Below are 14,204 nucleotides of genomic sequence, written 5' to 3'. Positions count from 1 at the left end.
GGTAGCTACGTGTGGACGGGATAAGTGCTGAAAGCATCTAAGCATGAAGCCCCCCTCAAGATGAGATTTCCCATCGCGTCAAGCGAGTAAGATCCCTCAGAGATGATGAGGTTGATAGGTCTGGTGTGGAAGCGTGGCGACACGTGGAGCTGACAGATACTAATCGATCGAGGACTTAACCACATTTTACATCGAAGATGTTTTCAAGAAAGACATTATCTAGTTTTGAAGGAATGGTTCCTTTAAAAGAGTCTGCGCCTGCGTCTGACGAGCAACGCTCTGTCGTATGCTTCCTCGGCGCAAGCTAACAAAGATGAATATCCAAGTAGTAAAGCTTGGTGACGACGGCGAAGAGGTCACACCCGTTCCCATGCCGAACACGGAAGTTAAGCTCTTCAGCGCCAATGGTAATTGGGGGCTTCCCCCTGTGAGAGTAGGACGTCGCCGGGCTAATTATTTCGATCCACAGTAGCTCAGTGGTAGAGCTATCGGCTGTTAACCGATCGGTCGCAGGTTCGAGTCCTGCCTGTGGAGCCACGGAGAGCTGTCCGAGAGGTCGAAGGAGCACGATTGGAAATCGTGTGTGCGGTTTAAACCCGTACCGAGGGTTCGAATCCCTCGCTCTCCGCCATAAGATACTATCTGTAATACATAATTTTATCGGCCCCTTGGTCAAGTGGTTAAGACACCGCCCTTTCACGGCGGTAACACGGGTTCGAATCCCGTAGGGGTCACCATTCTCATATGGAGGATTAGCTCAGCTGGGAGAGCACCTGCCTTACAAGCAGGGGGTCGGCGGTTCGATCCCGTCATCCTCCACCATATCATATACTTTTATCGTCGCGGGGTGGAGCAGTCTGGTAGCTCGTCGGGCTCATAACCCGAAGGTCGTAGGTTCAAATCCTATCCCCGCAACCAAATTAAGTTCATTGTCCAACGTCGAGATATCTTATTTTCAATGAACATATGGAGTACCCGAAGGGGTGCAACCAATTTAAAACTTACTACGTCGATTAATCAACAAAGCTAGTTTTAGATCGTGGTGCCTGTGGTGCAACCAAATTAAGTTCATTGTCCAACGTCGAGATATCTTATTTTCAATGAACATATGGAGTACCCGAAGGGGTACAACCAAAATAATTAGTGCTGGACCCGTGGTGTAGGGGTTAACATGCCTGCCTGTCACGCAGGAGATCGCCGGTTCGAATCCGGTCGGGTCCGCCATTTTGAAAAATACATTTTGGCTCTATAGCTCAGTCACGAGCGGTTCATCGTTGAATGATCAGCGAGTTGTCCCGACGCAGCAAGAAGCGTCAGCATTAACTTGTAGAGAAAGGGACAGGGGAACCGACGGACTTTATATTTAACTTCATGGCTCGATAGCTCAGTCGGTAGAGCAGAGGACTGAAAATCCTCGTGTCGGCGGTTCGATTCCGTCTCGAGCCACCATGTTGCTGGCCTAGCTCAATTGGTAGAGCAACTGACTTGTAATCAGTAGGTTGGGGGTTCAAGTCCTCTGGCCAGCACCATTTTGCATTTAGCAAAGGTTGGTTCTAATTCCTGAAATTAGGTCTTGAATCACTTTGTAAACTGTACTAAAATATAAATTGTCTCTTTTGGAGGGGTAGCGAAGTGGCTAAACGCGGCGGACTGTAAATCCGCTCCCTCCGGGTTCGGCGGTTCGAATCCGTCCCCCTCCACCATTTAGGGGTATAGTTTAACGGTAGAACAGAGGTCTCCAAAACCTCCAGTGTGGGTTCGATTCCTACTACCCCTGCCAATTTATATTTCTAAAAATTGTATTATGGCGATTGTGGCGAAGTGGTTAACGCACCGGATTGTGGTTCCGGCATTCGTGGGTTCGATTCCCATCAGTCGCCCCATATGCGTTGGGCTATAGCCAAGCGGTAAGGCAACGGACTTTGACTCCGTCATGCGTTGGTTCGAATCCAGCTAGCCCAGCCATTTTCGCGGAAGTAGTTCAGTGGTAGAACACCACCTTGCCAAGGTGGGGGTCGCGGGTTCGAATCCCGTCTTCCGCTCCATTCATTTTAATAACAATGAACTGCCGAAAATAGTACTCCATTTTCGTATCAAGCATACAAATGAAGTATGGCGGCATAGCCAAGTGGTAAGGCACGGGTCTGCAAAACCCTTATCCCCCGGTTCGAATCCGGGTGCCGCCTCCATCTAACTACCCAGCCGGGGTGGTGGAATTGGCAGACACACAGGACTTAAAATCCTGCGGTAGGTGACTACCGTGCCGGTTCAAGTCCGGCCCTCGGCACCATTAATTAAATATGTTATATTAGACACATGCCGGTGTGGCGGAATTGGCAGACGCGCACGACTCAAAATCGTGTTCCTCACGGAGTGTCGGTTCGACCCCGACCACCGGTACCATTTTTATTACTATCAATTACAGAAGAATTAAGTGATATCAACGTATAAAACGTTTTTCTACAGTTTGTAGGAAAGCGTTTTTTGTTGTTTTGAATAAATGATATTCACACGACAAATTTACTTCAAATCTTGTGCACTGATTGTGTCACCACATTGGGGATGGGTGTACCCATCCATTATGTGCAGAGAATGTGAATGAAGTACGACCAAATAGCTTTCTGATACTTAGAAGAAGATGCATAAAGTTCATTGGTTCATGCCAGTTAAAATTCGCGGTTGTATATTGTATATGAAGATCATCCCCAACAACAGTATTGGATTCATCCAAACAGATGCTTCCGTTCTTGCCAGGAACTCATTTTATTACACTAACCTAATAATACCCAAAACCCAAACATAAACGAATGTTTCGGAACATCTACATGTACTAAAGCTTCATTGCTGATTTGTTATCATGATAATCCTTCAACAATCAGTATATAGAACATCACTCCAAACTTAATTGATGAAATATACAAACTATTATGAATTGTTGATAGTATCATTATTTCTATTGTGCTACTATCAACATAAAAAAAGAGGTGAGTCTTAGTCCATTCATCAAGAGTTATATACTTTAGAAGTGTAGAGGCATGACTTGTATGGTTTACGGATTTTTAAACTACAGAAAGAGTTTTATGTATGAGTTGTTAAGGAGCATACAAAAATTAAATGGATGGTGGAAATTAAATGAGAATAAGTGCAAAAGAAACTGCTGCTGGGAAACTGCTACCGGAGACTGTGGAGTTAGCTGTTAATTTGATAAAAACTAACGGGTATGTACTATTTGAAGGGGTACTTCCTAAAGAACAAGTAGAAAACTTAAATAACAAATTTGGAGAGAATTTAGAGTCTTATATGAAGAACCGTGATCTCAATCCTGACGATGGTTTCCATAATGGCACAAACCATGTAGGTATGGACTTACCATTCGAGGAACCATTTTGTGATGAATCAATCATTGCTCATCCATTCGTAACAGATGTAGTAGATCAGATATTAGGCGATGATTGTGTTCTAAACTATTTCCATACGAATACCTCAGTTCAAGGAGGGAAAACTCCGCAAGACGTTCATGCTGATACTGGTTCGAGATATGGTGATAGATGTGAGGTAAACCTGCCTATTATTAATTTGGTTGTCAACTTCCCACTTGTTGACGTAACTGAAAACAATGGACCAATGGAAGTATGGCCGGGAGGGACGCATTTACACCCTGACAACTGGTATGGGCCTAATGCTTACGACAAATCTAAGCTTGCAGAACATATGCATTCTTTCAAGGCATTGATGCCAGCAGGGTCTATCATGATCAGGGATGATAGGATGTGGCATCGGGGTACACCAAATCACTCCGAACAGCCTAGAACTAACATCGCACTGATTTATAAATCTGCAGCTAATGCGCCACAAAATGGGAGCATTTCAATACCGCAAGAGACATATGATAATCTTTCCGAAAAAGCAAAACGTCTCTTACGCAATGAGAAAATTGGTTCCCCGGTTAAGCGTGAGTATCAATTGGTACAATACTAAAACAAACTATAAGTAAAAAGTCGGGAATGAACAAATTTGTTCCTGGCTTTTTCTTTTGTTACCAACTCCCCACGGAGGGTATATATAGTAATTGCTTTTACTGTAAACATTTTACTTGTTTACACTTGTCCTTAGGCGGGTATCTCTAGAAGTACAACAGATAAGGAGGTAGAAATAATGCGTTATCTATTAGCTGTTTTGCTTCCACCTCTTGCTGTATTTCTACATGGTAGCAAATCACAAACGTTGATTAATGTCATACTTACAATCATCGCGTGGATACCTGGAGCAGTTCATGCATTATTGGTTGTAAATAAGGGAAGCGCAGAAAGTATCGCGTGATAAAGAAAACTTGGCTAGGCCAAGCTATCTGAAGGTCGAGCCTTAGTTGCCCTTATTTGAAGAAAGTATATTATACTTTCTTCAAATGTGAAAAAACAAACCTCCTTTATAGGAGGTTTTGTACATAATTTCATGCAGTTGTACTTATAATGAATAAAACATGTCTAACGCAGTGCTTCGTTTTTCGGAAACGGGGTGTTGCGTTTTTTATATCCACTTAAAGAAAATATAAGTGCACAAGCGGGTGGTTTCGGAAGCAAAACTCCGTACGAAGGAAACCCATTTACTTTTTCGAGGATCTAATGGCTCAGCCTACGCCTAAAGCTTGGCTTTGCCAAGTTTTTTATCGGGTCCGTTAAAGAACTTAGTTGATTTTAAGGTTTCCTCTTATTTGATGATATCCACTTCTGCTGTTCCGCCATGGATTTGGATGAACATTTTTTTGATGGCCAGGAGCATTTCAGTTGCGTGCTCCTGTGATAAAGAAGGTTGAAAATAGACGATATGAAGGGCTTGTTTCGTCTTTTCAGTCACCATTGTCCGTTTCGAATCAACGATCGGACTTCCAAAAGCACCTTTATCATCCCTGGTCAGGATCTTACCTCCCATATTGACGTCTCGGCCATTGATTCCTTCATACACATCATCATCTGAACCGATATCAATTTTCACATCTCCAACGACATGTGATTGATCATAGACGCCGAGCGGAATTTGGTACTGTAGGGAGAAGAAGTTATTCGTATCGACTGCAGAGTGGATCGAGCCCAGCTGGGAACCTTTATAAACCCGGCGGAGAAGTGCTTCTGAGGATGGGCGGTATCGCGAAGGATCAGTTCCGACTTTCTTAAACAGACTCCGCCATTCTTGGATAGGTTCAATCTTTGAAATAGGCTTTGTTTCTGCTTCAAGCATCAGTGATTCCTGGAATAACTGCAGGCGGCCAGCTAACATTTTAGGTGATTCATCAACCGTGATATCATAGTATTGGATGATCCCGACTTTAAAATCGGGGACAAGCTTCTTCAATTTATCAGAGATGGATATTTTCATACTGATCACCTCAAGAACTTATGTATTTTACCATAGTGTACCATAATAGATTTTGCAACTGAAAAAGGAGTGCTTACGTTTATGGACAAGCTGAGAGACATTCTGAAACGGATTGACGGTAAGGGCTATAAAGCGTATAAGGATATCCGGGGGAAATATCGATTTGATGACTTTACCCTCCATATCGATCACGTGCAGGGAGATCCTTTTGCAGCCCCATCTAAGCTCAGGTTAGAGGTGCCAAAATCGAAAACAATTTTAAGGGAAGATTGGGAATCGACGTCTTCCCGTAAGGTTAGAGTTGAAGATACGATTGCTCGAAGTGTAGGGAGTGCGATCCGGAATCAGGAGACGCGTGCAGGCGGTTCGGGTAAAAGTGGAGTCATAACCATCGATCGCCCTGCCCAGGAAGTGTTGCAACGCACTGCTGTCGGGTTGACGGCAAATGCGGTCATCATCTGTCTTTCAATCGGACTACCAGCAAGAGGAAGGAAAGTACTTGGAAGACAGGCAGAAAAGATGTTGTTTACGATCATCCCACAAATTCTAGATGACTCGATTTTCTCATTAAAAGACGATACTGTTGTAGAAGCGATCGAATTGTGCGATCAACAAGATGCGATCCGCGAGTTTATGAAAGGAAACAATCTCGTTGCGTTTATAGCTGAAGGATCGATTCTACCGAGGGAGAGTGGGATCAATGACCGTCCACTACGCTCGGATGATGTGATCGCATTTGAAACACCAGAGTCCTTAAATGTCTCGATACCTGTGCCGCACAGAAAAGAACCGATTCAAGGGATGGGGGTCCAGAAAGGCATCACTCTCGTCGTCGGCGGTGGGTATCATGGCAAGAGTACGTTGCTTGAGGCGATTGAGAAGGGAATTTACGATCATATCAGCGGAGACGGTCGTGAGTTCGTTTTAACAGATCCGAATGCAATGAAAGTACGTGCAGAAGATGGACGTAAAATCACGAGTGTGGATATTTTTCCGTTCATTCAAAACTTACCATATGGAAAAACAACAACTCAATTCACTTCAGAGGATGCAAGCGGTAGTACGTCACAGGCGGCTACGATTATTGAATCCATGGAGGCTGGGGCTAGTGCATTGTTGATAGATGAAGATACAAGTGCGACAAACTTCATGATCAGGGATGAACGGATGCAGCAGCTTGTATCAAAGGATAAAGAACCGATCACACCATTTATTGATAAAGTGAAGCAGCTTTATGAAGAACATGAAGTTTCCACATTGGTCGTCATGGGTGGTTCTGGTGATTATTTTGATGTAGCGGATACGGTGATTTTAATGGATCAATACCGCCCATTCGACGTTACAAGTGAAGCAAAAGACATCGCCAGTAACTCGATTTCCAATCGAAAAAGGGAAGGTGGAGAGCGCTTTGGGGAAGTTCAGTCAAGGAAGCCCCAAGCATCCAGTCTCGATAGCAGGAAAGGGAAACGATCGAAGGTGGCGGCAAGAGGACTTCATACGATCCAGTACGGTACGACTGATATCAAAATCGATTTTGTTGAGCAGGTGACTGATGCAAGCCAGACGAGAGCGATTGCTGAAATCCTTCATTTTGTAGAGAAAAAGAAATGGTTAGGATCGCTTTCGGTAGCCGACCTTTTGGAGCGGATTGAAACCCAGTTGAATGAAAAAGGGCTTGCTTCTTTTACAGACTTTCCCAATCAGCATCCTGGTGACTTGGCGAGGCCGCGTATGTTAGAATTAGCTTCAGCATTGAATAGATTGAGGACGCTAGCTATACGTCAGTAGCTGGTTCCTAAGAGATTTTAAAGAAAGGGGGTCAAACCATGACAGGTGCCCAGTTGAAAGAAAAGGTCATTGCATATAGTAAATCAATCGGAATCGATAAAATAGGCTTTACAACAGCTGATCCGTTCACTGAATTGAAGGAGCGGCTAAGAACACAGCAAGAGAACGGGTTTCAATCTGGATTTGAAGAACAGGACATTGAGAAACGAACACATCCAGAACTATTGCTCCCCAAAGCAAAATCGATCATATCGATTGCGCTCGCCTATCCTTCAAAAATGAAGGATGCACCGAGAAGCACAAAGGAAGAGCGACGAGGGATTTTTTGCCGTGCTTCATGGGGGAAAGATTACCATGATGTATTGCGTGAAAAGATGAAACAGCTGGAACAATATATTCTTGAACAAGAACCAGAAGCGAGAGTCTTGTCGATGGTCGATACTGGTGAATTATCGGATCGTGCAGTTGCTGAGCGTGCTGGGATCGGTTGGAGCGGGAAGAACTGTGCAACCATCACACCTGAGTTTGGCTCCTATGTTTATCTAGGCGAATTGATTACGACGATTGCATTTGAACCTGATCAACCGATGACAGATCAATGTGGTACGTGTAATAAGTGTGTTGATGCGTGTCCGACTGGTGCTCTTGTAACAGGCGGCCAATTGGATTCGACTAAGTGTATTGCTTTTCTGACACAGACGAAAGGATTTCTTCCAGAACGGTACCGTGAAAAGCTCGGAAACAGACTTTATGGATGTGATACTTGTCAGCAGGTTTGCCCTGAAAACAAAGGAAAAGACTTTCATCAACATCCTGATATGGAGCCTGACCCGGAAGTCGCAAAACCAAAATTGAAACCTTTACTGACAATCAGTAACCGGGAATTCAAAGAGAAATTCGGTCCGGTATCTGGTTCTTGGAGAGGGAAGAAACCGATTCAGCGAAATGCCATCATCGCCTTAGGTAATTTTAAAGATGATACAGCTATTCCGGAACTGGTGCATGTCCTTAATGAAGACCCTCGTCCTGTGATTCGAGGGACTGCAGCATGGGCACTCGGAAAAATCGGAGGGTCTGAAGCAGAGTACGTGCTTAAATCGGCGAAAGAGAGAGAAAATGAGGAGAATGTACTAGCTGAAATAAATAGAGGACTTGATATGATCGATAATGGCGTCAAATCGTGATGGTTTTATTATTTTGCGTTCAGTATGATAATGCAAAAGGGTAAAAGAAGGGATAAGATGGAGACGACAATCAGTGTACAATATGGGGAAATGGACAGTGCAATCGGTCCACTTACGTTATTAAAAACTGAAAATGGTTTATGTCGCATTGATTTTGGGTCTGCCGAGGAGAATCTTCCTCTTATCAAAGCTTGGTTGAAGAAACAATCTTTGAAGGCTGAGCTTTTTCATCACCAGGAGTCTTTTGGCCCTTATATGAAGCAGATCGAGGAATATTTCCTGCATCAGCGCAGGGATTTTGATTTTCCGATTGAACTATTTGGCACCCCGTTCCAGCGTAAAGTCTGGGAAGGACTTAGAAAAATTCCTTATGGCGAAACCTATTCGTATAAGGATGTCGCGACGATGATCGGATCGCCTAAGTCTGTCAGAGCTGTTGGAAGTGCAAACAATAAGAACCCTCTTCCAATTGTCATACCTTGTCACCGTGTGATTGGAAGCAACGGGGCTCTCGTTGGTTATGGCGGGGGACTTGATAAGAAAGAAGTATTGTTGGATTTAGAACAACAACCGTCACAGATCTGTTCATAATCAATAGCGTTTAATGGATAACCTACTCATTCTGAAGTAGGTTTTTTATTTTATGTAGCTTCTTTTCCAAAAGATTGTAAAAAAAATCACCTTGTGCAAGTTGATTGAGCAAGGTGCGAGACTCCTCGAAAATGAAAATCACATTTTCTTAGTGCGATGTAACGCTGTTGGAGCTTTCCTTTTCCTGCGGGATCAGCGTGCCTACTACCTGAATAATCTCCTCGCAAGGCATGCGACGAGGAAGCTCGCTTCGACAGGACTTTCTTGTAGACGCAGGAGCACAAATGCTTCCTTGAAAAGGGTCGCAAGGCGACAAGTGGGCTCACCGCACGCCCCGCGGAACACGAGCTTCCTGGAGCGGAAATCAACGAATTTCAAGAGCAACTAAGGCACAGCCTACGCTAAGCCTGGCTGTGCCAAATTTTCTTTATGCCTTGGTTAAAGGATGATGTGTATTTCGTAGGTTAGGGCCCACCTCTTTTCTAAGGTTCTTTTTTTATTGATCCAACATAGACATGAAAGGAGAATGACTGAGGGGGTTGTATTAATGGATTGGCTCATTTCTTTGCAAAAATTTATCGAAGAACAGAATGCCTCCTTCACCACAGACCGGATAAGGGATAGCCGTATCAGCACTCTGGAGCGTGAAGCTTTACTACGGCGTACAAAAAGTCTCAAGTCAAGGAATGCAGTAATCGTCAATGCTCAAGTAAAAGCGAAAATTCTTGAACGGAATTCTGTCGACGCCAAGACTGAAGAGGTCAAGTACCTGATAAAACGATCATATCTAATCAAACAGCCTTCCAACTTTTATGTGGAGGAAGCCATCGAAAGACGGAAAGCGTTGATAAAAAATAACGAAATCGAGCTTGATCACTCTTTAGAAAAAGAGGGGCTTCATGACACTAATTTGCCTTCGGTCGAGCGTGATGAAGAAGTGATGTCGATGCCCCGTTATCAATACAATCGGCTTGAAGCGGTGAAATATGCAGAACGATGGTGGAATTCACATAACCCAGCCTATAAATTGTTCGAGAATGATTGTACGAATTTCATTTCACAGTGCTTGCATGCAGGCGGGGCACCGATGAGAGGGTATCCGAATCGTTCCAAAGGCTGGTGGTTCAGAAACAACAATTGGAGCTACAGTTGGACGGTTGCCAATACGTTGAGGTGGCACTTGAGCGGTTCAAAGCAGGGGCTGCGTGGTCAGGAGTTGCCTTCACCAGAATATTTGGTCCCAGGTGATGTCATCTGTTATGACTTCAATGGTGACGGAAGATGGCAGCACAATACGATTGTCGTCGCAAAGGATGAACAGGGCATGCCGTTGGTGAATGCCCATACACATAACAGCCGGATGCGCTATTGGGACTATACCGACTCTACTGCATACACTCCGGAAATCAAATATAAATTCTTTCGGATCATAGACGGATAAAAGCATCCGTCTATTTATTTTTTAGCGGACACAGGAGTCCTTATTTAGCCCAATTCGATATGATTTGGAACTTAACGGACACCAGCGCTCTTATTTAGGGTGATTCATCGTAAAATAGCTGATTTCTCCCATATAGCGTCTCCGGTGTCCGTTAAAATGCTGGAATACGCTTTTTTGTCACAAATAGAGGTTCTGATGTCCGGTAAAAGACACTCAATGTAGTTGGCGATTTTCGAAGCGGGTTGGACATGCTATAATAGATAGGATTTTTAGTTTAGTGCATATAGAGGTGAATTGATTTGGCTGTACATATCGTGCTTTTCCAACCCGAAATTCCAGCTAACACCGGGAATATCGCAAGAACCTGTGCTGCAACAGATACGACACTTCATCTGATCCGTCCTCTTGGGTTTTCAACAGATGATAAGATGCTGAAGAGAGCAGGATTGGATTACTGGCAGTATGTGAATATCGTTTATTATGATTCGATAGATGAATTTTTCGAGCAAACAGAAGGGGAATATTTTTTCCTGACGAAATATGGTGAAAAACCGCACACCTCCTTCGAATACAACAAACCGGAAGTGAACTACTATTTTGTGTTTGGACGTGAGACGGACGGGCTTCCGGATGAGGTCATAGAGAAAAATAAAGAGCGGTGTTTACGAATTCCAATGAACGAGAATGTCCGTTCTTTGAACCTTTCAAACACAGCGGCGATTCTCGTATATGAAGCGTTGAGGCAGCAGGATTATCTGCATTTGAGATGATGAAAGGCTATTTGCTGTTTTTATACAAATGGAAATATCCCGCTTAGCTTGATTTCCGCAAGAGTCTCGCATGTTTCCAATTGTAATCCAGTAAGGAATTATCTCCTCAAACGGAAAATAAAAAACGACTGAATCGTTCAGTCGTTTTTTCGTGGTATGTAGATACCACCTTATTTTTTTGTACCTGGACGATCGTTATATCCAGCAGTAAAAATAGATACCAAAAAGGCTAAAATTACAGCTAAAATGAGGATAAAGCTCATATGACATCCTCCTTTAGAGCATAGTATATCCATTCATACATCCCATTATAGCAAATTTCACATAAATGTGTATGAAAAACTGTGACGAAAATGTAATAATAGAGAGAGCTACTAGAAAAAATTAGGGGAATGTCATGTTGGGGAAAAATACATATTTGACCGGGTATTTTCCGTTATTTGCGATCATCTTGTTCAGTGCATCTTTCGGGTTTTACTCGCAGGTTCTATTGATCGGGCAGCTGGAGCGGCTTGGCATATACCGGGGGATGACGGAGTTGTTTTCAATTGGTCAGGTGCAGGTGGCTCTCTGGTTCGTTTGTGCATTGTTGTTCTTCATGTTGTTTGCCGCACTCAAGTTGATTTCCGATACACTTGTCGAGCTCTCACTTTTTTTCTTTTCAAAAGAAAGTGAAGGGGATACATTGAAGAGAATCCGTGGAGGCAGTTCGATATTTTTGATAGGGAGTCTTTGCTCCATTGTTGTCGTTCAGACTTCGACCTTGCTGCCAATCATCTTTTTGCTTTCCTGTTTCATTTATTTCTTTTACTTCGTTTTTAAAGCGAGTAATACGCTATCGATTGCCGGGATGTTCGGGCTCGTCTTCATGCATTTGTTTTTTTGGGTGAGCTTTTCGACAGGTGTCACTTATTCAGTTTTAAAAGTTTATAAAGCGCTGATGTCTGGAATCATGTCAGCATAATGAAAAAGCTGCCTGTTTGGAGGCAGCTTTTTCAGTAGTTAGGTCTATTCAGGAAATAAAGCCATTGTTTCAGGAGATAAGAACATCAAACTAGATGTCACCTCACTTTTCAATCTGGTTCATGGTGTCTTTCCAAATTTTCAGGTGAAGTGCTCGACTTTGTACAGAATTGATTGGAGCTGGTCGATCTTTTCCGACCCATATTCCTGCTGTATATTGATCTGTCATTCCTACGAACCATAAATCTTTATTGTTATTGGTAGTACCTGTTTTCCCGCCGATATAGCTGGATTGGATCCTGGCTTTCCTCCCGGTTCCTTCCGTCATGGCATAGTTCAGCAGTGTGCGCATTTTTCGATTCGTATCAGCAGACCAAACTTGTTCCGGTTTCTCCTTCCACTGATAAAGAAGCTTCCCGTCAGTCGTGTACACACTTTTGATTGCTCGTGTTGGTTGATATTGCCCTTTGTTACTGAAAGTCGTATAGGCATCGCTTAGCTCCAATGGGGAGATACCGTGCTCGAAGCCTCCGAGTACGGCTGTGATTCTGTAGTCTTCTTTTGAAACCTTTTGAAAAGAATAAGGCTCTAGAAATTGAAAAGCATATTCGGTACCTACTGAGTCGACCATTCGTACTGCAGCTGTGTTGATCGATTTGCCAAGTGCATTTTTCAGAGATACGTTGTTGTAAGTTGCATTGCCATAGTTAACAGGACAATACCCTCGTTTACAAAATGGCGCCGCATCAACAGGAACATTGAGAGGCAGTGCATTTTTTTCGATATAGGGGACAAACGCCAGCAGTGGTTTTATAGCTGAACCTGGCTGGCGATAAGCCTGGTATGCCCGGTTGAATTCATTCGCTTTCATGCTTTTACCACCGACGATCGACTTCAATCTGTGTGTGGCGTGATCGATCACCACAAATGCACCCTCGACATCTTTAGGTAAATGCTGCAGTTGTTTTTGAGCATTTGTTTGAATGGTTTGTTCAAGGTGTGTTTCCACGCGAATCCCTGTTTCATAAATCAATTGATGGACGAAGCGGTCCAATTCTGATCGGATTGCGGTCTTTTCCTTTGAGGTTTCCGCTTTTTCAATCCTATCTTCATAACCCTCTGATTGTGACACAAGCTCTTTCAATTCTTTTATCGTGTAGGACGTATAATCTGGAAAGGCGTGGATCGGCCGTGTGACATTCAGTGTAATTTCCTCGTCCAAAGCCTTATTGTATTCCTCTTCTTTTATGTACTTGTTTTCAAGCATCTTTTTCAAGACATGATGCTGACGTTGTAATGATTGATCTATATTTTTAGTCGGGTCATATTTGTTCGGACTGTTCGGAATTCCGCATAGCAGAGCGGTTTCAGCTAGGGAAAGCTGATCAACTGATTTTCCGAAATAAAATTGACTCGCCGTTTCGATTCCGTAGATGCCATTTCCAAAATAGATGGCATTGCTATAGAGCTCCAGTATCTTCTCCTTCGTCAATTCCTGTTCCAAACGATAGGAATAAAAGGCTTCATGCAGCTTTCGTTTGTATGTCTTCGTATGGGATAAAAATAAATTTCTAGCGAGCTGCTGTGTGATGGTACTTCCGCCCTGGTCTATCCCTCCGGATTTCGCATTGACGACGATGGCACGAGCAACTGCGGTTCCATCGACTCCAGGGTGTTTGAAAAAATGATTATCTTCAGCTGCTACAAAGGCATGAATCACCGAAATGGGCAGCTGTTCATATGGTATGTATATCCGATGCTCGGTTCCATGGATCATGTCAATGACAGAGCCGTCATCTGCAAGAATCGTGGAGCTTCTTGACAAGTGGATCGAGTCGATCGGCAATTCATTTTCGATTATTTCAGAGGGCGGCTTGATGCTCTCGATTCCTCCCCAAACTTTTTCGGTCAAGAAAAAGGAACTGAGCAGCAGGGCGACGATTACAATATATCCAATGAAAAGTTTCAATGTTACATCCTGTCCTTCTATAAGCATGTCTTTTCTTCATTTTACCATGTATGAAAGTAATTGGTTGAAAAAGAACATCGAATGATAAAGCAAGACGGGGCATACGATGTATTACATGTACGATT

The 14,204-nt window shown here is 43.4% G+C and carries 10 protein-coding genes, 16 tRNA genes and 2 rRNA genes; 26 read left to right on the top strand and 2 right to left on the bottom strand.

Annotation, left to right across the window (positions count from 1 at the left end):
• The 20 genes from N8M93_RS05810 to N8M93_RS05715 all read left to right on the top strand — a co-directional run.
• Positions 1 to 183, top strand: a 23S ribosomal RNA gene (locus N8M93_RS05810); the annotation flags it as partial.
• A 151-nt stretch (positions 184 to 334) separates the two neighbouring features.
• Positions 335 to 450, top strand: a 5S ribosomal RNA gene (rrf, locus tag N8M93_RS05805).
• A 12-nt stretch (positions 451 to 462) separates the two neighbouring features.
• Positions 463 to 537 (top strand) — tRNA-Asn (locus N8M93_RS05800).
• 1 nt (position 538) lies between these two features.
• Positions 539 to 631, top strand: a tRNA-Ser gene (locus tag N8M93_RS05795).
• Between the two features lie 31 nt (positions 632 to 662).
• Positions 663 to 737: transfer RNA gene (locus N8M93_RS05790), tRNA-Glu, on the top strand.
• 9 nt (positions 738 to 746) lie between these two features.
• Positions 747 to 822 (top strand) — tRNA-Val (locus N8M93_RS05785).
• Positions 823 to 841: 19 nt separating this feature from the next.
• A tRNA-Met gene (locus tag N8M93_RS05780) sits at positions 842 to 918 on the top strand.
• Positions 919 to 1,148: 230 nt separating this feature from the next.
• A tRNA-Asp gene (locus N8M93_RS05775) sits at positions 1,149 to 1,224 on the top strand.
• A 149-nt stretch (positions 1,225 to 1,373) separates the two neighbouring features.
• Positions 1,374 to 1,449: transfer RNA gene (locus N8M93_RS05770), tRNA-Phe, on the top strand.
• Between the two features lie 4 nt (positions 1,450 to 1,453).
• Positions 1,454 to 1,529: transfer RNA gene (locus N8M93_RS05765), tRNA-Thr, on the top strand.
• An 89-nt stretch (positions 1,530 to 1,618) separates the two neighbouring features.
• Positions 1,619 to 1,703, top strand: a tRNA-Tyr gene (locus N8M93_RS05760).
• 3 nt (positions 1,704 to 1,706) lie between these two features.
• Positions 1,707 to 1,780: transfer RNA gene (locus tag N8M93_RS05755), tRNA-Trp, on the top strand.
• Between the two features lie 27 nt (positions 1,781 to 1,807).
• Positions 1,808 to 1,883, top strand: a tRNA-His gene (locus N8M93_RS05750).
• A 7-nt stretch (positions 1,884 to 1,890) separates the two neighbouring features.
• Positions 1,891 to 1,965, top strand: a tRNA-Gln gene (locus N8M93_RS05745).
• Between the two features lie 5 nt (positions 1,966 to 1,970).
• A tRNA-Gly gene (locus N8M93_RS05740) sits at positions 1,971 to 2,045 on the top strand.
• 69 nt (positions 2,046 to 2,114) lie between these two features.
• A tRNA-Cys gene (locus N8M93_RS05735) sits at positions 2,115 to 2,189 on the top strand.
• A 12-nt stretch (positions 2,190 to 2,201) separates the two neighbouring features.
• A tRNA-Leu gene (locus N8M93_RS05730) sits at positions 2,202 to 2,290 on the top strand.
• Positions 2,291 to 2,318: 28 nt separating this feature from the next.
• Positions 2,319 to 2,403 (top strand) — tRNA-Leu (locus N8M93_RS05725).
• A 729-nt stretch (positions 2,404 to 3,132) separates the two neighbouring features.
• Positions 3,133 to 3,978, top strand: coding sequence for a phytanoyl-CoA dioxygenase family protein (locus tag N8M93_RS05720; RefSeq protein ID WP_261130263.1), 846 nt, complete (start codon positions 3,133 to 3,135; stop codon positions 3,976 to 3,978).
• Positions 3,979 to 4,155: 177 nt separating this feature from the next.
• Complete coding sequence (locus N8M93_RS05715; RefSeq protein ID WP_221568785.1) at positions 4,156 to 4,320, top strand: YqaE/Pmp3 family membrane protein; 165 nt, start codon at positions 4,156 to 4,158, stop codon at positions 4,318 to 4,320.
• A gap of 387 nt (positions 4,321 to 4,707) precedes the next feature.
• Here the strand turns inward: N8M93_RS05715 and N8M93_RS05710 are convergent, their stop codons facing one another.
• The gene (locus N8M93_RS05710) at positions 4,708 to 5,373 is read right to left on the bottom strand and encodes a B3/4 domain-containing protein (RefSeq protein WP_261130262.1); all 666 of its coding nucleotides are present in this window, start codon (positions 5,371 to 5,373) and stop codon (positions 4,708 to 4,710) included.
• Between the two features lie 81 nt (positions 5,374 to 5,454).
• Here N8M93_RS05710 and N8M93_RS05705 point away from each other — a divergent pair, with 81 nt between their 5' ends.
• From N8M93_RS05705 to N8M93_RS05680, 6 genes are all read left to right on the top strand, one after another.
• On the top strand, positions 5,455 to 7,161 hold the full coding sequence (locus N8M93_RS05705) for an ABC-ATPase domain-containing protein (RefSeq protein WP_261130261.1): 1,707 nt from the start codon (positions 5,455 to 5,457) through the stop codon (positions 7,159 to 7,161).
• Between the two features lie 38 nt (positions 7,162 to 7,199).
• Entirely contained in the window at positions 7,200 to 8,345 is a 1,146-nt protein-coding gene (queG, locus tag N8M93_RS05700) for a tRNA epoxyqueuosine(34) reductase QueG (RefSeq protein ID WP_261130260.1), read from the top strand.
• 57 nt (positions 8,346 to 8,402) lie between these two features.
• Complete coding sequence (locus tag N8M93_RS05695; protein WP_261130259.1) at positions 8,403 to 8,936, top strand: methylated-DNA--[protein]-cysteine S-methyltransferase; 534 nt, start codon at positions 8,403 to 8,405, stop codon at positions 8,934 to 8,936.
• A 547-nt stretch (positions 8,937 to 9,483) separates the two neighbouring features.
• Positions 9,484 to 10,377 (top strand): amidase domain-containing protein, encoded by an 894-nt coding sequence (locus N8M93_RS05690; RefSeq protein ID WP_261130258.1) that lies wholly within the window; start codon positions 9,484 to 9,486, stop codon positions 10,375 to 10,377.
• 299 nt (positions 10,378 to 10,676) lie between these two features.
• Positions 10,677 to 11,147, top strand: coding sequence for a tRNA (uridine(34)/cytosine(34)/5-carboxymethylaminomethyluridine(34)-2'-O)-methyltransferase TrmL (gene trmL / locus N8M93_RS05685; protein ID WP_261130257.1), 471 nt, complete (start codon positions 10,677 to 10,679; stop codon positions 11,145 to 11,147).
• Positions 11,148 to 11,547: 400 nt separating this feature from the next.
• Positions 11,548 to 12,111: a YufK family protein gene (locus N8M93_RS05680; RefSeq protein WP_261130256.1), complete on the top strand. Its 564-nt coding sequence runs from the start codon at positions 11,548 to 11,550 to the stop codon at positions 12,109 to 12,111.
• Between the two features lie 102 nt (positions 12,112 to 12,213).
• Here N8M93_RS05680 and N8M93_RS05675 read toward each other — a convergent pair whose 3' ends face one another.
• Positions 12,214 to 14,079: a transglycosylase domain-containing protein gene (locus N8M93_RS05675; RefSeq protein ID WP_261130255.1), complete on the bottom strand. Its 1,866-nt coding sequence runs from the start codon at positions 14,077 to 14,079 to the stop codon at positions 12,214 to 12,216.
• Positions 14,080 to 14,204: the final 125 nt, after the last annotated feature.

Origin of the sequence: Bacillus sp. Marseille-Q3570, assembly GCF_946151055.1 — a bacterium.
Lineage (GTDB): Bacteria > Bacillota > Bacilli > Bacillales > Fictibacillaceae > Pseudalkalibacillus.
Note: the sequence above shows the minus strand (reverse complement) of the source record. Positions and strands in the feature narration are given on the sequence as shown.

Bases quoted from the DNA above. Each gene is read 5' to 3' on its own strand.
- N8M93_RS05690 (WP_261130258.1), top strand. From the start codon at position 9,484: ATGGATTGGCTCATTTCTTTGCAAAAATTTATCGAAGAACAGAATGCC.
- N8M93_RS05720 (WP_261130263.1), top strand. From the start codon at position 3,133: ATGAGAATAAGTGCAAAAGAAACTGCTGCTGGGAAACTGCTACCGGAG.
- N8M93_RS05705 (WP_261130261.1), top strand. From the start codon at position 5,455: ATGGACAAGCTGAGAGACATTCTGAAACGGATTGACGGTAAGGGCTAT.
- N8M93_RS05695 (WP_261130259.1), top strand. From the start codon at position 8,403: ATGGAGACGACAATCAGTGTACAATATGGGGAAATGGACAGTGCAATC.
- N8M93_RS05710 (WP_261130262.1), bottom strand. From the start codon at position 5,373: ATGAAAATATCCATCTCTGATAAATTGAAGAAGCTTGTCCCCGATTTT.
- queG (WP_261130260.1), top strand. From the start codon at position 7,200: ATGACAGGTGCCCAGTTGAAAGAAAAGGTCATTGCATATAGTAAATCA.
- N8M93_RS05715 (WP_221568785.1), top strand. From the start codon at position 4,156: ATGCGTTATCTATTAGCTGTTTTGCTTCCACCTCTTGCTGTATTTCTA.